Consider the following 21,596-nt stretch of genomic DNA (forward strand, 5'->3'; position numbering starts at 1 on the left):
GTCAACTAATGTCTTTTTTCTAAAAGTTCGCAGAAACATTATTTTCAATTTTTGGTCAGGTTGTGGATGACACATACCAAGTATCAAATGCTACGTACGGTTCGGTTAATTAAACTAGCTCAATAATCATTGCGATGCCCATACCGCCGCCGACACACAAGGTCGCTAAACCGCGCTTTTTACCTTGGCGTTCTAGTTCATCCATCAGGGTGCCTAAAATCATGGCGCCTGTTGCACCTAGTGGATGTCCTAATGCAATTGCACCGCCATTCACATTGACTTTGGCAGGGTCTACCTTGAGTTCGGTAATAAAACGCATCACCACTGCAGCAAAAGCTTCATTCACTTCAAACAGATCAATATCATCAATGGTTAAGCCAGCTTTGGCTAAGGCTTTACGTGCAGCAGGTGCAGGGCCAGTCAGCATAATGGTTGGGTCTGCGCCCACTAATGCAGTTGCAAGCACTTTGGCACGCGGTTTTAGGCCTTGTTCTTTGACCGCTTTTTCAGAGGCAAGCAACACTACGGCAGCACCATCGACAATGCCCGATGAGTTTCCTGCATGGTGTACATGGTTGACCGCGCCAACTTCAGGGTATTTTTGCAATGCAATCGCATCAAAGCCCATTTGACCCATCATGGCAAAACTTGGGTTGAGCTTGCCTAAGCCTTCTGCTGTGGTCGTTGGTTTAATAAATTCATCTTTAGCTAAAACAGTGACGCCTGCTTTGTCTTTAACCGGAACGACAGACTTGTCAAAATAACCCTTGGCTTGTGCTGCCGCTGCTTTTTGCTGAGAGTTGGCCGCAAAGGCATCCACATCTGCACGGCTATAGCCGTCAATGGTGGCAATTAAATCGGCTCCAATGCCTTGCGGAATAAAATCACAAGCCATATTGGTTTCAGGGTCGAGCGCCCAAGGACCGCCGTCACTGCCCATCGGCACACGAGACATCGACTCTACACCACCAGCTACCACAAGGTCTTCCCAGCCAGAACGCACCTTTTGCGCAGCCATATTGACTGCTTCTAAACCTGAGGCACAAAAACGGTTGATTTGAACGCCTGCCACATCATTATCCCAACCTGCTGCAATGGCTGCGGTTTTGGCAATGTCTGCGCCTTGGTCACCAATTGGGGTCACACAGCCCAATACAATGTCGTCAACTGCAGCAGTGTCAAACTGATGGCGGTTTTGTAATTCGTTTAATAAACCGGTCAGCAGGCTAATCGGTTTAACGGCATGCAGTGAACCATCTTTTTTACCTTTTCCGCGCGGTGTGCGAATGGCATCAATGATGTAAGCCTCGCTCATAATCCTGTCCCTTTGATGTATAAATTTTTATTGGTTTTTTGAGTGTACGGATAATTTGGACGAGTGCAATGACAAGAACGGGTCAGGTCAGATGTGATTTTTTGCCAGTTTGATTTTGTCTCTTGTAGCTAAAACAAGTATGCAAATGTGCGCCTGAATTAATTTTAAATTTTTGATTTGTCTGTATTAAGATATTGCGCCTTCTGTAGGAGTGATCAATGAGCCACATACGTGCAAAAGTGATTTGTTTATTTAGACATCAAGAGCAGGTTCTTTTAGCTCAAGCCTATGATCCAACTAAGAACGAGCATTATTTAATGCCCATCGGCGGCGGAATTGAGTTCGGAGAACGCGCTGCTGATAGCATCCGCAGAGAAGTGCAGGAAGAAATTCAGCAAGAAATTACCCAGCTGAAATATCTCGATGTACTCGAAAATATTTTTACGTTTGATGGAAAAGCAGGTCATGAAATTGTGTTTGTATATTCTGCCGTATTTATAGATCAGCGTATGTATGCTCAGGCAATGATTAAAGGTATAGAGTCGAATGGCTATGAGTATCAAGCGACGTGGTACACGCAGGCACAACTTACTCAATTGAACTTACCGATTTATCCTCTTGGCATAGAGGCACTTTTATTTCAGTCCTAGCTTAAAGTATCGTTGAGTTTGTTTTAATACAATGCAAAAGCCCAAGCAGAGTGCTTGGGCTAAATGAATCACAGAGAAGTATAAGACAGTAAATTAGTCAAAAAGTCTCATTTCAACTTAGTGATAACCATGCAGTTGACGGTAAAGACCTGGTGTTACACCTGTCCATTTCTTAAATGCACGGTGGAAAGTACTGGTTTCACTAAAGCCAACTTGCTGTGCAACATCTTCTAAAGTTAAAGCAGGGTTTAGCAATAGGTGAATCGCGGCATCACGGCGCAGTGCATCTTTTACACCTTGATAGCTTTTACCTTCGGCTGCTAGGCGGCGACGCAATGTTTGAGGTGAAAGATATAACATTGAGGCAACATCGTTCAATGTTGGCATTTCTTCGCCAATTTGGCTCTTCAGCACTTCACGAATACGTGAAGTAAGTGAGTTGGTATTTTTAAATTTCACCAGCAGTTGTGCAGGGGCAGCTTTTAAGAATTCTTCTAAAGATTCTTCGTTTTGACGAATTGGAAGATCTAAATAATCCGCAGCAAAGGTGATTTCAGTACGTGGCGCATCAAACTGCATTACGGGCGCAAAGAAAAGCGCATCATATTCATCCGCATGTTCTGGGCGGCTATAGCCGAAATGTACACGCTCTAAAGGCAGACGACGCTCAATCAACCAAGACGCCAAGCCATGCCAAATCATGAGCATACTTTCAGTAATAAAATGATCAGGGTCCATAGATTTTGGGATGAGTGGCACCAAACGCGCTTCGTGCTTATCGCGTTCTAAGGTTACCGACCATTCATCACCAAATAATTTATAAAACTGAGAAGACAGCTCTAATGCATCACCCAATGTTTTGGCATGAATAATCAGCTGACACATGATGGCAAAAGTACCTAAACGACGTGGCTGAATATCAAAACCGACGTGTTCGTCTTGCGTCACCATCCACAACATTTTGATAAAACGCGTGTACTGTTCTGGAGAAATACGCGCTTTGGGTTGGCGCAGTAGTTCGGCTTCAATTCCGACGTGAGACAATAAAGTTTCGACATCCATGCCTAAGCGTTTTACACCAGACAAAGCAGCATTGACGAAATGGATACTGATCGTATCGCGGCTCATGTTGATTCCTTCAGGCTCTTTAATGTTCACAAATTTTGACCTAACTGACACTTAAAAAATTAAATATGGCAATTTACAACAGCGAAAATACCATTTTTACATGGTAAATTGCCGAAACTATCAAGGTAAATGGCTGAACATGACATTGTTTTGTATCATTTATATTTCTAATATGCATAAAAAATCAACATAAATAGAGTAAAAACTCCAATGTCAGCACCACTAAAAGGCTTGAAAGTTCTTGATTTTTCCACACTTCTACCTGGTCCATTCGCCACTTTGTATTTGGCCGATCTGGGCGCAAAGGTTGTGCATATTGAATCACCTACGCGTCCAGACTTAGTTCGTTTGATGCCACCTTATGCAAATGGGCAGGCTGTAGCACATAGTTATTTAAACAGAAACAAGCAATCGATCGCACTCGATTTAAAAGACCCAAACAGTATTGCATTGCTGTATCAAAAAATATTAGAGGTCGATATTGTGGTTGAGCAATTCCGCCCAGGCGTTATGCAACGCTTAGGTTTGGACTATGCAACTTTGGCACAGATTAATCCTAAATTGATTTACTGCTCAATTACAGGCTATGGGCAAACCGGACTTTATAAAGATAAAGCTGGTCATGATATTAATTATTTAGCCTTGTCTGGAATCGCGGGATACAGTGGCCGTCAGCAGAGTGGGCCACCGCCACTCGGCATACAAGTTGCCGATGTTGCAGGCGGTTCTATGCATGCTGTTATGGGAATATTGGCTGCAGTCATTGAGCGCTATCAAAGCGGTATAGGACAGTATATTGATATTTCTATGACTGATTGTGCTGTGGCATTAAACAATATGGCGGCAGCCAGTAGTTTGGCTGGTGGTGAGCATGCCGAAGCCGAGCAAACGCATTTGAATGGAGCAACATTTTATGACTATTACCCAACGCAAGACGGGCGCTATTTTGCAGTGGGTAGTTTAGAGCCCCAATTTATGCTGGCTTTAGGGCAGGCGCTCGAACTACCCGTGCTTTTACAGAAGGGAGCATCATTTGATCAGGCTGACCGAGCAGAAGTGAAACAAGCGCTACGCGACAAATTTGCATCTGAGCCATTTGCAGTGTGGCAAGCATTGTTTCAAAACTTGGATGTATGTGTAGAACCCGTATTATCTTTGCAAGAGGCTTTAAATTCACCTTTGGCAGCTGCGCGGAATTGGGTGGTTAATGTTCCCTTAAATGCTGAGGCCGTAGAAACCGAGTCACAGTTGGCCTGTCCAATTAAATTTTCACGTTCTCAGGCCAGTTATCAATATATTGGACAAGCACTTGATGCTGGCACTTGGTTTAAGTCTACAGCTGACGATTAGTGAATGATCATAGATGAATGCATGCTGTGGTTGATTGCAATTAACATCCTCTTTAATTAAAAGCCTACATCGTGGGCTTTTCTTTATGATAAAAAATGCTAAAGATTAAATAAAATAATCAATATTAAAAAAAGCAATTACAAATGACCTGAAAGTGCCTATATCAATGATATTGAGATAGTCTTATCAATAAAATCGCTATTAAATATGTAAAAAACGCATTTTCTTGATAGATCAAATCTCGTTATTCTGTGCATCGTTATAATAGAAACTACTAGCTGTACGCCATGTATTTATATACTGATTTTGATCAGCAACTGATTAATGAACGTGTTGCACAGTTCCGTGACCAAACGGAACGTTATTTAGCAGGTAAATTGACAGAAGACGAATATCGTCCGCTTCGTCTGCAAAATGGTTTATATGTGCAGCGCTATGCACCCATGCTCCGTGTTGCTGTGCCTTATGGTTTAATGAACTCGACGCAACTGCGTAAAATTGCTTCACTTGCAACAGCGTATGACCGTGGTTATGCACACGTTTCAACACGTCAAAACTTCCAATTTAACTGGCCAGCGCTTGAAAATGTGCCAGATATGTTAGAAGAGTTGGCATCAGTACAAATGCATGCCATTCAAACCTCTGGTAACTGTATTCGTAACACGACAACAGACCAATATGCAGGTGTGGTTGCAGGCGAAATCGAAGATCCACGTGCAACGTGTGAATTGATTCGTCAATGGTCAACCTTCCACCCAGAATTTGCTTTCTTACCACGTAAGTTCAAAATTGCAGTATCTGCACTTGAAGAAATTGACCGTGCTGCAACAGCTTTTCATGACATCGGTGTTTACATCGTGCGTAATGAAGCAGGCGAGATGGGCTATAAAATTAAAGTGGGCGGTGGTTTAGGTCGTACCCCAATTATTGGTAGCTTTATTCGTGACTTCTTACCTCGTGAAGATTTAATTGCGTACTTAGAAGCTGTACTACGTGTTTACAACTTACACGGTCGCCGTGATAACAAGTACAAAGCACGTATCAAAATTTTGGTAAAAGCATTAACGCCAGAAGTATTTGCAGAAAAAGTTGAAGCTGAATTTGCACATACCATCAAAACATTAAAAATTGATGCTGCCACTTTGGCAAAAATGGATGCGAACTTTACGCCATTTAATTACCAAGATTATGCAGATGAAGATTTCACTGCAAAATTTGCTGAATATCCAAAATTCAAACAATGGTTCAACATCAACACCAATGCACATAAAGTAAAAGGTTACCGCATCGTAACGATTTCACTTAAACGTGCAGGTATTGCACCAGGTGATGTGACCACTGAAGAAATGAACTTGATTGCAGATCTTGCAGACAAGTACACATTTGGTGAGTTACGTACAACGCATGAACAAAATATTGCGTTGGTAGACGTTCCACAAAAAGATTTGTTTGAACTTTGGCAAGTGCTAGATGCAAAAGATTTAGCGCGTGCGCATATTGGTTTTATTACTGACATTATCTGCTGCCCAGGCGGTGACTTCTGTTCATTGGCCAATGCGAAATCAATTCCAATTTCTGAAGCGATCTCTCGTCGTTTTGATGATCTAGATACGATTTATAACCTTGGCAAGCTTGATCTGAATATTTCAGGTTGTATGAATGCATGTGGTCATCACCACGTGGGTAATATTGGTATTTTAGGTGTAGACAAAAAAGGCGCTGAATTCTACCAAATCACGCTTGGCGGTAATGCTGATCATGATGCATCGATTGGTGACATCTTAGGGCCATCATTTGCAGCGGATCGCGTACCTGATGTTGTCGAAGAAATTTTAAATACCTATCTTGATCTTCGTACGGAAGGTGAAGACTTTATTGATACCTATCGCCGTGTTGGCATTCAACCATTTAAGGAGCGTGCTTATGCTTAATACCGCACTACAAGTGCTCTCTAAAGATGGCACAATTGCAGACAACAGCTATCAAATCATTGCAGAAGATGGCGTATTACCACAAGGTGATGTGCTATTGACTGTTGAGCAGTTAGATCAGATTGCAAATGTAACGGGCAAAAAAGCATTGCTCTTAACGGTGGATGCTTCTCCTGAAAGCAATGAATTTCCGCTAGATCAACTTGATGCAATTTTTATTGATTTTGCAGGCTTTAATGATGGTCGTGGTTATTCATTTGCTGCATTGTTACGTCGCCAAGGCTACCAAGGTGAACTTCGTGCCACAGGTGATGTATTTAAAGATGTATTAAATTACATGAAGCGTGCAGGCTTTGACACTTTTGTGATCAAAGAAGGCAAAGATATTCATGAAGCAGCTGCTGGTTTGGGTGACTTTACCAATCCTTACCAAGCTTCAACGGCTGTACCGCAAGCACATTATCAAACAGGTGCTTAATACAATTAAGTAACTGAAAAAGCTGGACTGAGGTTCAGCTTTTTTTTTGCCAAATTAAATGCAAATAGAAATGTTGCTAATGGATGGGTGAATCTCAGCACTTCGCTATATGATCAATTTGCCTTATTTAGCCTCAGCGTTCCATTTTTGCAATGTTGTAGTGACGTAAACAGACTATCGGGACATGTATGAACTTTGCATAATAAAAATATCCATCACATAGGTGAATATCATGCACATGCAAACAGGCGATTTATCTCTTCTCAAAAATTGGAATGCAACACTTCCACACACTGCACCTATGCCTGTTTTGTTTCTAGGGCATGGTTCACCCATGAATGCCATTCAAGACAATGAATTCACGCGTGAATGGAATAAAGTAGGGGCGACTTTAGAAACCCCACCAACGGCCATATTATGTATTTCAGCGCATTGGTTGACTCAAGGTGGTACAGCGGTCACTGCGATGCAAATGCCACGTACCATTCATGATTTTGGTGGCTTTCCACAAGCTTTATTTGATATGCAATACCCCGCGTCAGGTAATCAAGCTTTGGTCGATGCAACTGTCGATGCAATCCAAAGCATTGATATTCATCATGACCATGAGTGGGGTTTAGATCACGGGACTTGGGCTGTGTTATGTCACGTTTTTCCTGACGCCAATATTCCTGTGGTGCAGTTGAGCATCGATTATAGCCAAGGTGCACAATATCATTATGATTTGGCAAAACAGCTTGCGGGTCTGCGCCGTAAAGGGGTGTTGATTGTTGCGAGTGGTAATTTGGTTCATAACTTGGGTCGAGTTGCCTTTGATAAAATCAACCATGAATATGGTTTTGATTGGGCGCTCGAAGCAGACCAAAAAATGCAGAATTTTTTGTTAGCGCGTAATCACCAAGTACTCATTGATTGGGATAAACAAGGCACGGCTTTTAAACTCGCCATTCCAACACCTGATCATTATTATCCAATGATCTATGCACTGGCTTTACAAGAAGACAAAGACGAGTTGAGTTTATTTAATGCCAAAGCAGTGGGTGGATCACTGACAATGACATCTTTTCGGTTAGATCAATCTGCATAAAATGACATGGTCACCGTACAAAAAAAGCGACCTTTCATTGGGTCGCTTTTTTGTGTCGAATGAGCTGAGATGTTGACCTCAATTACGCAGTTTCTAATTGGCAATTGATCATCCATTGAATGCCAAATTGATCGGTGAGTGCACCATATAAAGCCCCCCAGAATGTTGGACTCAAAGCCATTTCAATTGTGCCATTGACGGCAAGTGCATCAAACAGTCGTTTTGCCTCATCTTGTTCACTGGCATCTAAATTAATCGAAATATAATGATTGGTGCCGATGCTAAATGCTTTATTGGTTTGAGCACAAAATTGTTCGCTAATATCTGAGGCCATTAAAACGGTATGTTCATTAATCGGAAGAGAAATATGCATAATTTTTTGACGGTCTGCCTCAGATAAAGGGGATTGACCTTCTTGTGTGGGCACATCGCTATAACGCATAACAAATAAAAACTCGCCACCAAAGACAGACTTATAAAAATTAAATGCCGCCTCAGTATTACCTTTAAAGTTTAAATAATGATTGAGTTGCATGTGAGCACCGCGTTTTTTGTTGTTGTGGTCACTTAAGATTAAGCTTAAATTCTTAAGCCAATGTGATTGCTGTGTTCAAAATTGTAATTGCTAGCATGCAAGCTTTATTAAAATGACGATAAGAAATTTTGATTTGAAGATCGGATTAAAAAATCCCCCATTACGGAGGATTTTATACAGATTTTTTGTGAGTGAAGATTGATATAGGACTTTAAGTTATCCATTAATAAGGAACTAAAGCGATGTTATTCATCTACCTAAATTCTTTTAAAAGGAGTGCCTTAAAGTCTTAAAGTACTTCAATCGCGACAGCAGTTGCTTCACCGCCACCAATACACAGCGCAGCAATACCGCGTTTACCGCCAGTACGCTTAAGGGCATGTATTAAAGTTAAAATAATGCGTGAGCCTGTAGAACCCACAGGGTGGCCAAGTGCACATGCACCACCATTAATATTCACTTTTTCTGCATCCAGTTTGAACTCATCCATTGGGCACATCGTCACCATAGCAAAGGCTTCATTAATTTCCCAAAGGTCAACGTCTTGAGCGTCCCAACCTGTAGCATTTAATACCTTTTGAATCGCGCCCACAGGAGCAATGGTAAATTCAGATGGATGCTGTGAATTTGAAGCATACGCAACAATTTTAGCTAAAGGGTTTAAGCCCTTTGCCACAGCTTGTTCTGCAGAGGTTAAAACTAATGCTGAAGCACCGTCAGAGATAGAGCTCGCATTGGCAGCAGTAATGGTGCCATCTTTAGCAAAAGCAGGGCGTAATGTTGGAATTTTGTCGATATTGGCATTGAATGGTTGTTCATCTTTATCAATAACTACATCGCCTTTACGCGTACTCACAGTTACAGGCACAATTTCATCTGCAAAATAGCCTTCAGTAATCGCTGTTTGCGCACGCTTTAAAGAACGAATGGCAAAGTTATCCATCTGTTCACGTGTATAGCCTTTGCTGTTGGCCATGTCTTGTGCAAATGAACCCATTAAACGACCAGTCTCAGCATCTTCAAGACCATCAAGGAACATGTGATCTTTGATTTCGCCATGACCCATACGGAAGCCAGCACGAGCTTTAGGCAATACATAAGGTGCATTGGTCATGGATTCCATACCACCAGCAACTACAAACTGTGCAGAACCAGCTTTAATCATGTCTGCTGCTTGCATCACAGCTTTCATGCCAGAACCACACAATTTATTAATGGTGACTGCGCCTGTTGAATCAGGCAAACCTGCTAAACGCATCGCTTGACGCGCAGGGCCTTGTTTTAAGCCAGCAGGAAGCACACAGCCCATAATGACTTCTTCGATGTCCGTTGCTTGTAAGCCTGAGCGAGCAATTGCTTCTTTAATTGAAGCTGCACCTAAAATGGGTGCTGTTACACTTGCTAAGCTTCCTTGAAAGCCACCCATTGCGGTACGTGCACCATTAACAATTACGATGTCAGTCATTGTGATTTTCTCCGAATCTGTTTTATTAAAATAGTTAAACCCACAGCAGTATATAAAAAAAAGCCGTGGAGAAAATGACCTTTGTGCCAGAACTTTAGACCCACCAGTTCTAACAACTGTTGATATTTTCTAGCCGTACATGGCCCATTTTACTCATGATGATTTTTTGATGAGGCAAATCGATCAGTGAACAATGAAAAAAACTTCCGTTAGAACCAATAGGCATTCCTGTTGTGGCCTGAAAGGTTAGGCTCGGAATGCTGAGCGTGCCACGCCAATCGAGAGTGCTGTATTTAAGGTTGAGTTTTTCCTGATGCAGAATGCTTTCGGTACTATCAATTTGTCGATTTTTATTGTTGTCGACAAACATTACAAAGCCAGCGCTCCATTTGCTTGGCTGACATTGAGTGAAATTTTCACTCGGACAGATCACAATATTGGAATTTTGAATGGTGGCTAAATTTTTAGCTTGACGACTAAAGGTTTGTATTTTTTTTGCTGTAAGTTGCATTTCTTGCTTCGCCTGATACCGATGAAAAGCAGGTAATGCATAGCTTGAAATGATACAAATAATTGCCACGCACACGATGAGTTCTAATAGTGTGAAACCATTTTTTACTATAAAAAACATTGGATTGAACCTTGTATTTGGTATTTATTTTTATTAATTCATGTTATTAATAATGTGCTTCGACACATTTTTGAGTTGAGCAAAATTTTTTATTACTCAAGTTTTAATAAAACTGCTAAAATATTTAGCAAGTGAAAAATAAGCGATTCACAAGAATAAATTGAGTAAAAAATTACCGAATTACAACGGAAATTGTAAGTAATTTTGTCAATAATTTACTTGATTAGACTAATCAAGCACTTGGAAAACCATTGAAGTGTTTGTATGATTCGGCGTGAATAGCTTAAAAAATAAAACTGGGGTATTAGAAAGCCTATCTCAGGATGCCGGTATTTTTAGGCTTGAACAACAATTGTTATCTCTGGAGGATAAATCCATGAAAATGAGTCGTATTGCTTTAGCAATGCTCGTAGCTGCTCCTTTAGCAGCTGCAAACGCAGGCGTAACTGTTACTCCATTAATGCTTGGTTACACATTCCAAGACACTCAGCACAACAACGGTAAAGACCATTTAACTTCTGGTCCTGAACTTCAAGACGATTTGTTCGTTGGTGCAGCGCTTGGTGTTGAATTGACTCCATGGTTAGGTTTCGAAGCTGAATACAACCAAGTTAAAGGCGACGTTGAAGGTGCTGGTGTTGCTGCTGGTGCAGAATACAAGCAAACTCAAATCAACGGTAACTTCTATGCTACTTCTGATTTGATCACTAAAGACTACGATAGCAAAGTTAAGCCATACGTATTGTTAGGTGCTGGTCACTACAAATACACTGGTGCTGGTCTTAAAGACGAAGGTACTTTGGGTAACGCAGGTGTTGGTGCTTTCTGGCGCTTAAATGACGTTCTATCTCTTCGTACAGAAGCTCGTGCAACTTACAACATCGACGAAGATTTCTGGAACTACACAGCTTTAGCTGGTCTTAACGTAGTTCTTGGTGGTCACTTGAAACCAGCTGCTCCTGTAGTTGAAGTTGCTCCTGTAGCTCCTGTAGCTCCAGTTCAACCAGCTCCACAAGAGTTGACTGAAGACCTTAACATGGAACTTCGTGTGTTCTTTGATACAAACAAATCAAACATCAAAGATCAATACAAACCAGAAATCGCTAAAGTAGCTGAGAAACTTTCTGAGTATCCAAACGCTACTGCTCGTATCGAAGGTCACACAGACAACACTGGTCCACGTGCACTTAACGAACGTCTTTCTTTAGCTCGTGCTAACTCTGTTAAAACAGCACTTGTTAACGAATACAACGTAGATGCAGCTCGCTTGTCTACTCAAGGTTTCGCTTGGGATCAACCGATTGCTGACAACAAAACTAAAGAAGGCCGTGCTATGAACCGTCGCGTATTCGCTACGATTTCTGGTAGCCGTACTGTTGTAGCTAAATAAGATTCAATAATTATTTATTGAATTGAGTTTAAAAAAAAGCAGCCGAAAGGCTGCTTTTTTTATGGGGGCGAATTTTGCTGAGTTTGTTAGAATAAGCCTGTATGAAGATAAAGAAATCAATTGACTGCGAGTTGTTATGGGCTTGAAGATACCAGAGGCTTTATTAAAGCTAAAATCTAATAGTGGAGTTTATGCTGTGTGGATGGTGCTACAGCACTATGGGATACAGGCAGACATACAGCGGTTGGTTAAAATTACTGGCTATGATGGCGAAGGGGCATTTAGTATCGGTTTAGCATTGGCATTGCAAAAGTTAGGTTGTAAAACCAGTTTTCATACGGCACCAGATCCAGATAAGCAACCTAAAGAAATTGAATACTATCAAGAAGCCAAGCAACTCAATATTCCAATTCAAGCTGCTTTAAGCTATGAGCAAATTAAAGAAAAGATCGATCAGGGTTACTTTGTAATTGTGTATTACGATACTGTTGAAGGGGTGGGACACCATTCTTTGGTGTATTCAATGAATAGCCGTGAAATTTGTTTTTTTGATAATTTTACGACTTTATCTGCACGAACTTTTGAAAAAAGACGTAAAGCAGAAGGAATTTGTCGTCAGGCGATTGTGATTGATGGTTCAAAATTAGCTGATATTAAATTGAGTTAAGTTGCTTGTATATTGGCGAAACCATGAATGTACTGATTTTGGTGTCGGAATACTTAATAAGTAGGGACCGCAGTTTTCTTTTTGATTGTGATTACAAATAAAAAAAGCTACACCGGAGTGTAGCTTTTTTTGGGGTTAACTTTTAGGCGTCTTTATCAACATTCATTGGACGTACATCCATGTCTTGATATGAAACCATTTTTGCTTTGTATTTCCACTTATAGCCCAGCCAAATTGCTAGGAATAAGAAAATACCAATATACGTTGAAATGACTGCTAAGATGTCACCGTCAAGTACTGCTTGGTAGTTTTGACCGAGAACGACAATTGCACACAAAATGAAAGCAAACCATGGTGCAAACGGGAAGAATTTAGCGCGGTAAGCTAGATCTTCAAGCTTATAGCCTTGGTGTACGTACCCTTTGCGGAAGCGGTAGTGTGAAATCGCAATGCCTAACCAGACAATAAAGCCACACATACCAGACATATTTAAAAGCCAGTTGAACACAGCTTGCTCACCAATAAATGTGGTCAAGAAGCATAGAGCAGCAATTGCAGTGGTTGCATAAAGCGCATTCATTGGTACACCACGGCGGTCCAATTTTGAGAAGGCTTTTGGCGCACTGCCATTTTTTGCCATATCAAACAGCATACGTGTTGATGAATACATGCCAGAGTTACCTGCAGATAAGATTGCAGTTAAAATCACAGCATTCATTACAGAGGCTGCAAAAGCAAAGCCTGCTTTTTCATACAACAACGTAAATGGTGAAAGTGCAATATTTTCACTAGATGCTGCTTGTAAAAGCAATGGGTCATCGTATGAAACGAGCGTGCCAATAATGAAAATACACACCACATAAAACAATAAGATACGCCAGAAAATTTGCTTGATTGCTACTGGAATTGTTTTCTTTGGATCTTTAGATTCACCTGCTGCAACTCCGACCATTTCTGTACCTTGGAAGGAGAATCCGGCAATCATGGCAACACCAATAAGGGCAGACAAACCACCCACAAACGGTGCTTCACCTTTAGTCCAGTTGGCAAATGTTTCTACACCAGGGGTTAACATGATTTTACCAATCATGAAAATACCAATGATGATAAACACAACAATCGCTAGCACTTTAATTAAGGAGAAGAAAAACTCAGACTCACCAAAACCTTTGACTGTAAGGGCATTAATACCGAAGACGATCGCTAGGAAGAGCGCACTCCAATAAAATCCTGGTATATCTGGGAACCAAAATTTCATAATGAATTGAACTGCAACGAGTTCGAATGCAACGGTAATTGCCCAGTTGTACCAGTAGTTCCAGCCCAAAGCAAAGCCGAAACCACTTTCTACATACTTGGTGCCGTATGTGAAGAAAGCACCTGAAGTTGGGTTATGTGTTGCAAGCTCACCTAAGCTGGTCATGAGGAAATAAATCATTACCCCAATTAAGCAATAGGCCAGTAGTGCACCACCTGGACCAGCATTCGCAATGGTTGCACCAGAAGCAAGGAATAAACCTGTACCAATAGAGCCACCAATGGCAATCATATTTAGATGGCGGGCGCCAAGCTTACGCTTGAGTTGCGCCTGTTGATTCGTTTCGCTCATCGTTATTCCTTAAGATTTTTTTTGAGTGCTAGCGAAGAGCACTTTAAAGCCTTGTTGATCAGCCTTGGTAATACACTGACCAAAACTTTGTTCAATTAAAACGGGATAATTTAAAAAACGGTTGGCAACAATCCACAGTTCGCCATCCGACTTGAGATGACGTCGTGCAGTTTTGCATAAATTTTCACTGGCATTGTAGTCGGTTTGAATCCCTTGATGAAAGGGTGGATTACTGACGATTGCGTGTAAAAACAGTGGTGCATCTTCTATGCCACTAACCGCCTTGATCTCAAGTTGTTCTGGAACAAGAGAATTTTCTTCAAAAGTCATTTTAGTCGAAGCAAGAGCAAAGGCGTCGACATCCATCGCAAAGATACGATTTTTTGGATTTAATTTGGCCAAATAAGCGCTAATTACACCTGCGCCACAGCCGAAGTCTGCAATTTTGCCAGAGCTTACTTTAGATAGGTAAGGTAAGAATACTGCTGTACCCACATCTAAACGATTTTGACTAAATACACCGGGTAATGCACAAATGTTTAAATCGCCTTGTGGTGTTGGTACGGTATAGCGTTGTGCCCAATCTTCCAATGCTTTGGCAGTGGTATTTTTTTCTAGTACCGTTTGCCACATTTGGCAATGGCGTGCGCTGTCTAGCTTAAGGGTTTTACCATAAGGAAGAAGCTGTTTAGATGCACGTTCAACGCCACCTTTTTTCTCACCCACTAAGAAGATCGAAGCACCTAGGCTTAAACGACTCGCAAGGTTATGCAGAATATAATTGAGTAATTCTTTAGATTTAGGAACAAAAACGATGGCTTGATCAAACGCGCCTTGAGGGAGTTCAACACCAAAATGTACAGTTGCTTGACGGGCTTGAAAATATTGAAAATCGTTAAAATTCCAAGTCCAAACACTGGCATTGATGTTTGAAGCTAAATTACTGAGCAAGTCATCTGTTGGTGCATTTACGAACAATACGCGACCATCAAGAAACGCTTCCTGACGAATTACAACTTCACTTTGAGGAACCATTTTATTTCTCCATAACAAAAGCACCGCCAAGGGATAACGCTTGACGGTGCTTGAGCAAAATGAATTATTTCTTCACTTCAGGAAGAATAATATTCAATACAAGGGCAGCAATACCGCCAGTTGCAACACCAGAACTAAAAATGTTGCGAATGAGTTCAGGCAAGTGTTCAAGAATTTGTGGTACTTGAGCAACACCTAAGCCGAGCGCTAAAGAAATCGCGATGATTAATAATGCACGACGATCTAACTGAATCCCAGAGAGGATATTAATCCCTGAAGCAGCAACAGCACCAAACATCACCATAACTGCACCACCGAGTACGGCCTGTGGGACAGCTTGGATTACGCCTGCAACAGCAGGAAGTAGGCCTAAAATCACCAATAAAGCAGCAATCCAAATACCTACATAGCGACTTGCAACACCTGTCAATTGAATGACACCATTATTTTGCGCAAACACAGAGCTTGGGAAAGTGTTGAAAATACCTGCAAGGAATGAGTTAGCACCGTTAACGAGGACACCGCCTTTAATGCGCTGCATCCACTGTGGGCCATTTACAGGTTGGTTTGATAATTTTGAAGTTGCGGTAATATCACCAATGGCTTCTAACGAAGTTACAAGGTAAATAAATGCCATTGGAATAAATAAGCTCCAAGAGAAGCTTAAGCCAAAGTGCATTGGTGTTGGAATTTGTACCAGTGGTGCATCTTTTAAACCATCAAAGTTTAAGTGCCCCATAAAGCCTGCAAGGATGTAACCCACCAGAAGTGCGATTAAAATCGCTGAGCTTTTTACCCATGTAATACGTACACGGTTGAGTAAAATAATTAAAGCCAATACCGTGCATGACATGATGAGATTATCTGCATTGGCAAAGGTTTTATCGCCCATGGCTTGATAACCACCACCCATTGAAATTAAACCTTCTTTGATTAAGGTCAAGCCAATAAGCAAAACCACAATACCTGTAACCAGTGGCGTGATTAGTTTTTTAATCCACGGTAAAATTTGTGATACGCCCATTTCAATGAATGCACCTGCAATCACCACACCAAAAATAGAAGCCATCACTGCTTCTACAGGCGTGCCCGCAGCCACCATTGCTGAACCAATACCAATAATTGGGCCAATAAAGTTAAAGCTTGTACCTTGAACAATTAAAAGACCAGCACCAAAAGGGCCAACTTTTTTACATTGTAGGAAAGTTGCGATGCCTGAAATGACTAGAGACATCGATAAAATCATATTCGTGTCTTCTTTAGAGACACCTAAAGCCAAACAAATTAACAGGCCAGGCGTCACGATAGGGACAATAATGGCCAATAAATGTTGGAAGGCCGCTAAAAAAGCGACGAATGGTTTCGGTCGATCTTCGAGTCCATAGACTAAATCGAGTTGATCTTTAGGGTCAGGAGATTGGTTCAAATCAGACATAAGGTACAGCAAATTAAGGCTAGGTGGCGCTATTCTAATCTGTTTACATCCCTTTACAAAATTAAAAGGGGCCGTATGGCGAAAAAAATTGATCATGTCAATAAACTGTCACTACTAAAATCTATATTTTTTCTGTATAATTTGCCCTCAAACTTTAGGCGTATCGAATACACATGTCAGATATTAAAACTCTCCGTAACATTGCCATTATCGCGCACGTCGACCATGGTAAAACGACTCTTGTAGACAAACTTTTACAGCAATCAGGTGCTCTTGGCGATCGCGCAGGCGAGATCGAACGTGTAATGGATTCTGGCGCTATTGAGTCTGAACGTGGTATTACCATTCTTGCAAAAAACACTGCAATCAAATGGTTAGACAAACGTACTGATACTGAATACCGTATCAACATCGTGGACACCCCGGGACACGCCGACTTCGGTGGTGAAGTTGAACGTGTAATGTCGATGGTTGACTGCGTACTTCTTCTTGTAGACTCACAAGAAGGTCCAATGCCACAAACTCGTTTCGTAACGTCTAAAGCGTTCGCACGTGGTTTGAAACCAATCGTAATTATTAACAAAGTGGACAAGCCAAGCGCGCGTCCGGATTGGGTAATTGACCAAGTATTTGATTTGTTTGACAACCTTGGTGGTACTGACGAACAGTTAGACTTCCCAGTTGTTTATGCTTCTGGTCTTCGCGGTGTAGCGGGTCCTTCTCCAGAAGAACTTGCTGAAGACATGACTCCATTGTTCGAAACAATTGTAGACATCGTTGAGCCACCAGCAGTTGACGTTGATGGTCCATTCCAAATGCAAATCTCTTCACTTGATTACAACAGCTTCGTTGGTGTAATCGGTGTTGGTCGTATTCAACGTGGTTCTGTTAAGTTAAATACACCTGTAACTGTAATCGACAAAGACGGTAAAACACGTAACGGTCGTATCTTAAAAATCATGGGTTACCATGGTCTTGAACGTATCGACGTTGAATCTGCTCAAGCAGGCGACATCGTTTGTGTAACTGGTATCGATGAACTTCATATCTCTGACACAATCTGTGATCCAAAAGCAGTTGAAGCACTTCCAGCGCTTTCTGTAGATGAACCTACAGTGTCTATGACTTTCCAAGTAAACAACTCACCGTTTGCTGGTAAAGAAGGTAAATTCGTAACTTCACGTAACATCCGTGAACGTCTAGACCGCGAATTGATTCACAACGTAGCATTACGTGTTGAAGATACTGACAGTCCTGACCGTTTCAAAGTGTCTGGTCGTGGTGAACTTCACCTTTCAGTACTTATTGAAAACATGCGTCGTGAAGGTTTCGAAATGGGCGTATCTCGTCCACAAGTAATCTTGAAAGAAATCGACGGTGAAAAACAAGAACCTTACGAAAACGTAACGTTTGACGTTGAAGAGCAGCACCAAGGCGCTGTAATGGAACAAATGGGTCACCGTAAAGGCGAAATGACCAATATGGAAGTTGACGGTAAAGGCCGTATCCGTATTGAAGCAACTGTTCCTTCACGTGGCTTAATCGGTTTCCGTTCTGAATTCCTGACGATGACTTCTGGTACAGGGATCATGACGTCTAGCTTCTCTCACTACGGTCCAATGAAACAAGGTACTGTTGCGAAGCGTCAAAACGGTGTGTTGATTTCTATGGTTCAAGGTACTTGCCTTGGCTATGCATTGTTCAGCTTACAAGACCGTGGTCGTCTATTTGCTAAACCACAGCTTGAAGTATACGAAGGCATGATCGTGGGTATTAACTCACGTTCTGACGACATGGTTGTTAACCCAACTAAAGCGAAACAGTTAACAAACGTACGTGCTTCAGGTACTGACGATGCGTTAACTCTTGTTCCTGCAGTTGAATACACACTTGAACAAGCGCTTGAGTTCATTGAAGATGACGAGCTAGTTGAAGTAACACCTAAGTCAATCCGTATCCGTAAGCGTTGGTTGACTGAAAACGAACGTAAGCGTAACAAATAAGTTATTCTTATCTTCGGATAAAAAACCGCTGATGCAAATCAGCGGTTTTTTTATGTACAAAGATGTCGTTTAACTTTTGTTTGAGGCTGATTTAAAATAAAAGTGCGCCAGATCAGTTGCTCGAATAGCACATAAGGTCAAAAATATTGTGTGTATTTTTATACTTGGCATTTAGAAATGAACAAAAACCAAGTAAATTAGGCGGAAATCGAAATACATAAATTAATGTATACTTCATCACATAATTAAAGTGAAAAAATTTCTGGAGATGACATGAGTATTATTCAAGAATTTAAAGAATTTGCCGTGAAAGGCAACGTGATGGACTTGGCTGTCGGTGTCATTATCGGTGGTGCTTTCGGTAAAATTATCGATTCCATGGTAAAAGACATTGTGATGCCATTGATTTCATGGATCCTTGGTGGTGACGTGGATTATTCAAACTGGTTCGTTGTACTGGGTGATAATCCAAATAACCTGACAACTTTAAAAGCAGCGCAAGATGCAGGCTTAAATGTTTTAGCTTATGGTAACTTCCTCACCATTTTGATTAACTTCCTATTGCTTGCATGGGTTGTGTTCTGGTTAGTGAAATTGATGAACAAAGTTCGTCGTCAAAAAGTGGAAGAGCCAGCTCCAGCAGCAACACCAGAAGATATTGAATTGTTGCGTGAAATTCGTGATGAATTGAAAAAACGTTAATCATGATGATACATATAAAAACGGCGCTTTGAGCGCCGTTTTTGATTTTGAATCAAGAGCTATAGACATGTAATACAGGCTTAAATGGCCAAGGTATTAATGCACAAACATATCCATAAATTCGCGAATTTCTTGAATAGCTGTTTCCACATCAGTGGTTAGCCAAGTTGGTTCAAAAAAACCTGCATAATGGTCTAAGCGGTCTTGCGGTACAACCAAGCGAACGGGGCATTCTTCTTCTAATAAACGCCAAGGAATGATCGGCACCTCGTTGTCTAAGAAGGCTGAGACATTGCGAATATCAATCACCATCGCATTGATGCATTCCGGAAAAGGCATCACCGAGAACTCTTCTGTACGACGACGAAAATATTCTAAATCGCCCCATTTCAGCAGAAAGCTCGGTTTATTAAATTCCATGATCCCAATCAGATGCTGATCACGGGTGTAGTGTAATGTACAGTGATGAGTGACGTCAGTGTCAAGATCAAGCGTTACACTTTGTTGACTATACGCCATAAATAATCAGTGCATAAAAAATGAAGTGCATAATTATAGCTCATTTCCTTTTGGAAATGCAGACTTTCCCTGATGGACAGATGGGCGTACTAAAATACTTAAAACTCAATAAATTTGAATAAGATAACAAATTAGAACAAGGCAAATTTGACTAAAAATTCAAAATTGGTATAGCTTGTGCTTATCACTGAGTGAAAAATAAACATAAGATCAGAGGTGCCTATGTCTGAATTAAAATCTGCTGTTGCACCATCGACAGCACATGCAGAAACAGCCGATTATTTTGCACAACGACAACTCAAAAAAGGGGCTGTGGGCTGGTTGCTTTTAGTTGGCTTAGGGGTGGCCTACGTCATTTCAGGTGATTTTGCAGGATGGAACTTCGGCCTTGCTCAAGGTGGCTGGGGTGGCATGTTTATAGCCACAGTTGTGGTTGCGCTGATGTATTTGTGTATGTGCTTATGTATGTCGGAAATGTCGACCATGCTTCCAACTGCAGGTGGTGGTTATAGTTTTGCCCGAACTGCATTTGGCCCGATGGGGGGCTATCTTACGGGCACTGCGATTCTGATTGAATACGCAATCGCACCAGCAGCTATTGCCTGCTTTATTGGTGCTTATTGCGAATCCTTATTTGGTATTGGTGGTTGGATTATTTATTTGCTCTGTTATCTACTGTTTATGGGGATTCATTTAAAGGGCGCGGGTGAGGCACTTAAGATCATGTTTGTGATTACAGCAGTGGCTGCTGTCGCACTTATGGTATTTATTTTCGCTATGTTGCCAGCATTTAACAGCGCGAATTTATTTGATATTGCTGTACATACAGAGGCTACAGGTGCAAGTGCTTTCTTGCCACTAGGCTATTTAGGGATTTGGGCAGCAGTGCCTTATGCCATTTGGTTCTTCTTGGCTGTTGAAGGTGTGCCATTGGCAGCAGAAGAAGCCAAAGAGCCTGAAAAATCATTGCCTCGAGGCTTAATTGGCTCAATGCTGATTTTGGCTTTTTTTGCACTTAGTATTTTATTTTTAGGGCCTGGTGCCGCCGGTGCTGATGCATTAAAAGCCTCTGGCGCACCGTTGGTCGATGCATTAAAAGCAGTTTATGGCGCCAATACTTGGTTGGCAGGTTTTGTTAACTTTGTGGGCTTGGCGGGTTTAATCGCAAGTTTCTTCTCAATTATCTACGCTTATTCACGTCAGATCTTTGCCTTGTCTCGTGCAGGTTATCTCCCTAAAAAATTGTCTTTGACCAATAAAAACCATGCACCCCATTGGGCAATTATAGTGCCGGGTGTGATTGGTTTTTGTATGTCATTGTCAGGTGAAGGTGATTTACTTATCTTGATGGCTGTGTTTGGTGCAACCATTTCTTATGTGCTGATGATGCTGTCTTATATTAAATTAAAAACTTCAAAAGCTGACTTGGTGCGCCCTTATAAAGCACCTGGCGGTGTGGTGACTGCAAGTATTGCCTTGGTGTTGGCGGCTATTGCTGTAGTGGCTGGTTTCGTCGTAGACCCTAAAGTTTGGTTGATGGCGGCTGCCATTTACGTATTATTTATCTTGTATTTCTTGCTGTATAGCCGTCATCACTTGGTTGCAGGTACACCTGAAGAAGAGTTCGCAAATATTCAACAAGCAGAACAAGAGCTGAAATAGCGAT

General features: G+C 41.4%; 19 protein-coding genes. 10 read left to right on the forward strand and 9 right to left on the reverse strand.

Annotated features, from left to right (window positions below; all coding sequences use genetic code 11):
• Positions 1 to 109: 109 nt before the first annotated feature.
• Complete coding sequence (locus C9E88_RS03570) at positions 110 to 1,315, reverse strand: acetyl-CoA C-acetyltransferase (protein ID WP_106985934.1); 1,206 nt, start codon at positions 1,313 to 1,315, stop codon at positions 110 to 112.
• Between the two features lie 218 nt (positions 1,316 to 1,533).
• Between C9E88_RS03570 and C9E88_RS03575 the strand changes: the two genes are divergently transcribed.
• Positions 1,534 to 1,965: an NUDIX hydrolase gene (locus tag C9E88_RS03575; protein WP_106985935.1), complete on the forward strand. Its 432-nt coding sequence runs from the start codon at positions 1,534 to 1,536 to the stop codon at positions 1,963 to 1,965.
• Between the two features lie 117 nt (positions 1,966 to 2,082).
• Here C9E88_RS03575 and C9E88_RS03580 read toward each other — a convergent pair whose 3' ends face one another.
• Complete coding sequence (locus C9E88_RS03580) at positions 2,083 to 3,093, reverse strand: AraC family transcriptional regulator (protein ID WP_106985970.1); 1,011 nt, start codon at positions 3,091 to 3,093, stop codon at positions 2,083 to 2,085.
• A 210-nt stretch (positions 3,094 to 3,303) separates the two neighbouring features.
• Between C9E88_RS03580 and C9E88_RS03585 the strand changes: the two genes are divergently transcribed.
• The 4 genes from C9E88_RS03585 (at position 3,304) to ygiD (ending at position 7,939) form a co-directional block, all read left to right on the forward strand.
• On the forward strand, positions 3,304 to 4,443 hold the full coding sequence (locus tag C9E88_RS03585) for a CaiB/BaiF CoA transferase family protein (RefSeq protein ID WP_106985936.1): 1,140 nt from the start codon (positions 3,304 to 3,306) through the stop codon (positions 4,441 to 4,443).
• Positions 4,444 to 4,730: 287 nt separating this feature from the next.
• Positions 4,731 to 6,374 (forward strand): nitrite/sulfite reductase, encoded by a 1,644-nt coding sequence (locus C9E88_RS03590; protein ID WP_106985937.1) that lies wholly within the window; start codon positions 4,731 to 4,733, stop codon positions 6,372 to 6,374.
• Positions 6,367 to 6,852: a DUF934 domain-containing protein gene (locus C9E88_RS03595; protein ID WP_106985938.1), complete on the forward strand. Its 486-nt coding sequence runs from the start codon at positions 6,367 to 6,369 to the stop codon at positions 6,850 to 6,852. Before C9E88_RS03590 ends, C9E88_RS03595 begins: the two co-directional genes overlap by 8 nt.
• A 232-nt stretch (positions 6,853 to 7,084) precedes the next feature.
• On the forward strand, positions 7,085 to 7,939 hold the full coding sequence (ygiD, locus tag C9E88_RS03600; RefSeq protein WP_106985939.1) for a 4,5-DOPA-extradiol-dioxygenase: 855 nt from the start codon (positions 7,085 to 7,087) through the stop codon (positions 7,937 to 7,939).
• 82 nt (positions 7,940 to 8,021) lie between these two features.
• Here ygiD and C9E88_RS03605 read toward each other — a convergent pair whose 3' ends face one another.
• The 3 genes from C9E88_RS03605 to C9E88_RS03615 form a co-directional block, all read right to left on the reverse strand.
• On the reverse strand, positions 8,022 to 8,474 hold the full coding sequence (locus C9E88_RS03605; protein ID WP_106985940.1) for a VOC family protein: 453 nt from the start codon (positions 8,472 to 8,474) through the stop codon (positions 8,022 to 8,024).
• Between the two features lie 289 nt (positions 8,475 to 8,763).
• Positions 8,764 to 9,939 carry a thiolase family protein gene (locus C9E88_RS03610; RefSeq protein WP_106985941.1) on the reverse strand — a complete coding sequence of 392 codons (1,176 nt, stop codon included), beginning with the start codon at positions 9,937 to 9,939 and terminating at the stop codon, positions 8,764 to 8,766.
• A gap of 109 nt (positions 9,940 to 10,048) precedes the next feature.
• On the reverse strand, positions 10,049 to 10,570 hold the full coding sequence (locus C9E88_RS03615; RefSeq protein ID WP_106985942.1) for a GspH/FimT family pseudopilin: 522 nt from the start codon (positions 10,568 to 10,570) through the stop codon (positions 10,049 to 10,051).
• 376 nt (positions 10,571 to 10,946) lie between these two features.
• Here C9E88_RS03615 and omp38 point away from each other — a divergent pair, with 376 nt between their 5' ends.
• Together omp38 and C9E88_RS03625 are read left to right on the forward strand one after the other, a co-directional pair.
• Positions 10,947 to 11,960, forward strand: coding sequence for an outer membrane protein Omp38 (gene omp38 / locus C9E88_RS03620; protein WP_106985943.1), 1,014 nt, complete (start codon positions 10,947 to 10,949; stop codon positions 11,958 to 11,960).
• 136 nt (positions 11,961 to 12,096) lie between these two features.
• Positions 12,097 to 12,627 (forward strand): cysteine peptidase family C39 domain-containing protein, encoded by a 531-nt coding sequence (locus C9E88_RS03625; RefSeq protein ID WP_106985944.1) that lies wholly within the window; start codon positions 12,097 to 12,099, stop codon positions 12,625 to 12,627.
• A 142-nt stretch (positions 12,628 to 12,769) separates the two neighbouring features.
• Here C9E88_RS03625 and C9E88_RS03630 read toward each other — a convergent pair whose 3' ends face one another.
• The 3 genes from C9E88_RS03630 to C9E88_RS03640 all read right to left on the reverse strand — a co-directional run bounded on the left by C9E88_RS03630 (position 12,770) and on the right by C9E88_RS03640 (position 16,706).
• On the reverse strand, positions 12,770 to 14,236 hold the full coding sequence (locus C9E88_RS03630; RefSeq protein ID WP_106985945.1) for an amino acid permease: 1,467 nt from the start codon (positions 14,234 to 14,236) through the stop codon (positions 12,770 to 12,772).
• A 9-nt stretch (positions 14,237 to 14,245) separates the two neighbouring features.
• Positions 14,246 to 15,271, reverse strand: coding sequence for a methyltransferase (locus C9E88_RS03635; RefSeq protein WP_106985946.1), 1,026 nt, complete (start codon positions 15,269 to 15,271; stop codon positions 14,246 to 14,248).
• A gap of 64 nt (positions 15,272 to 15,335) precedes the next feature.
• The gene (locus C9E88_RS03640) at positions 15,336 to 16,706 is read right to left on the reverse strand and encodes a uracil-xanthine permease family protein (protein WP_106985947.1); all 1,371 of its coding nucleotides are present in this window, start codon (positions 16,704 to 16,706) and stop codon (positions 15,336 to 15,338) included.
• 173 nt (positions 16,707 to 16,879) lie between these two features.
• On the opposite strand from C9E88_RS03640, the gene typA reads away from it, so the two are divergent.
• Entirely contained in the window at positions 16,880 to 18,709 is a 1,830-nt protein-coding gene (typA, locus tag C9E88_RS03645) for a translational GTPase TypA (RefSeq protein WP_106985948.1), read from the forward strand.
• Between the two features lie 273 nt (positions 18,710 to 18,982).
• Complete coding sequence (mscL, locus tag C9E88_RS03650; RefSeq protein ID WP_106985949.1) at positions 18,983 to 19,411, forward strand: large conductance mechanosensitive channel protein MscL; 429 nt, start codon at positions 18,983 to 18,985, stop codon at positions 19,409 to 19,411.
• A 96-nt stretch (positions 19,412 to 19,507) separates the two neighbouring features.
• Here mscL and C9E88_RS03655 read toward each other — a convergent pair whose 3' ends face one another.
• A complete protein-coding gene (locus C9E88_RS03655) occupies positions 19,508 to 19,930 on the reverse strand; it encodes a hypothetical protein (protein ID WP_106985950.1) in 423 nt (140 codons plus the stop codon).
• Between the two features lie 222 nt (positions 19,931 to 20,152).
• Between C9E88_RS03655 and eat the strand changes: the two genes are divergently transcribed.
• Entirely contained in the window at positions 20,153 to 21,592 is a 1,440-nt protein-coding gene (eat, locus tag C9E88_RS03660) for an ethanolamine permease (RefSeq protein WP_106985951.1), read from the forward strand.
• The last annotated feature ends 4 nt before the right edge of the window (positions 21,593 to 21,596 follow it).

This window comes from Acinetobacter cumulans, from assembly GCF_003024525.3.
In the GTDB taxonomy this organism is placed as follows: Bacteria; Pseudomonadota; Gammaproteobacteria; order Pseudomonadales; family Moraxellaceae; genus Acinetobacter; species Acinetobacter cumulans.

Bases quoted from the DNA above. Each gene is read 5' to 3' on its own strand.
- omp38 (WP_106985943.1), top strand. From the start codon at position 10,947: ATGAAAATGAGTCGTATTGCTTTAGCAATGCTCGTAGCTGCTCCTTTA.
- typA (WP_106985948.1), top strand. From the start codon at position 16,880: ATGTCAGATATTAAAACTCTCCGTAACATTGCCATTATCGCGCACGTC.
- ygiD (WP_106985939.1), top strand. From the start codon at position 7,085: ATGCACATGCAAACAGGCGATTTATCTCTTCTCAAAAATTGGAATGCA.
- mscL (WP_106985949.1), top strand. From the start codon at position 18,983: ATGAGTATTATTCAAGAATTTAAAGAATTTGCCGTGAAAGGCAACGTG.
- C9E88_RS03640 (WP_106985947.1), bottom strand. From the start codon at position 16,706: ATGTCTGATTTGAACCAATCTCCTGACCCTAAAGATCAACTCGATTTA.
- C9E88_RS03655 (WP_106985950.1), bottom strand. From the start codon at position 19,930: ATGGCGTATAGTCAACAAAGTGTAACGCTTGATCTTGACACTGACGTC.
- C9E88_RS03575 (WP_106985935.1), top strand. From the start codon at position 1,534: ATGAGCCACATACGTGCAAAAGTGATTTGTTTATTTAGACATCAAGAG.
- C9E88_RS03605 (WP_106985940.1), bottom strand. From the start codon at position 8,474: ATGCAACTCAATCATTATTTAAACTTTAAAGGTAATACTGAGGCGGCA.
- C9E88_RS03615 (WP_106985942.1), bottom strand. From the start codon at position 10,570: ATGTTTTTTATAGTAAAAAATGGTTTCACACTATTAGAACTCATCGTG.
- C9E88_RS03635 (WP_106985946.1), bottom strand. From the start codon at position 15,271: ATGGTTCCTCAAAGTGAAGTTGTAATTCGTCAGGAAGCGTTTCTTGAT.
- C9E88_RS03580 (WP_106985970.1), bottom strand. From the start codon at position 3,093: ATGAGCCGCGATACGATCAGTATCCATTTCGTCAATGCTGCTTTGTCT.
- C9E88_RS03625 (WP_106985944.1), top strand. From the start codon at position 12,097: ATGGGCTTGAAGATACCAGAGGCTTTATTAAAGCTAAAATCTAATAGT.
- C9E88_RS03585 (WP_106985936.1), top strand. From the start codon at position 3,304: ATGTCAGCACCACTAAAAGGCTTGAAAGTTCTTGATTTTTCCACACTT.
- C9E88_RS03610 (WP_106985941.1), bottom strand. From the start codon at position 9,939: ATGACTGACATCGTAATTGTTAATGGTGCACGTACCGCAATGGGTGGC.
- C9E88_RS03630 (WP_106985945.1), bottom strand. From the start codon at position 14,236: ATGAGCGAAACGAATCAACAGGCGCAACTCAAGCGTAAGCTTGGCGCC.
- C9E88_RS03595 (WP_106985938.1), top strand. From the start codon at position 6,367: ATGCTTAATACCGCACTACAAGTGCTCTCTAAAGATGGCACAATTGCA.
- C9E88_RS03590 (WP_106985937.1), top strand. From the start codon at position 4,731: ATGTATTTATATACTGATTTTGATCAGCAACTGATTAATGAACGTGTT.
- C9E88_RS03570 (WP_106985934.1), bottom strand. From the start codon at position 1,315: ATGAGCGAGGCTTACATCATTGATGCCATTCGCACACCGCGCGGAAAA.
- eat (WP_106985951.1), top strand. From the start codon at position 20,153: ATGTCTGAATTAAAATCTGCTGTTGCACCATCGACAGCACATGCAGAA.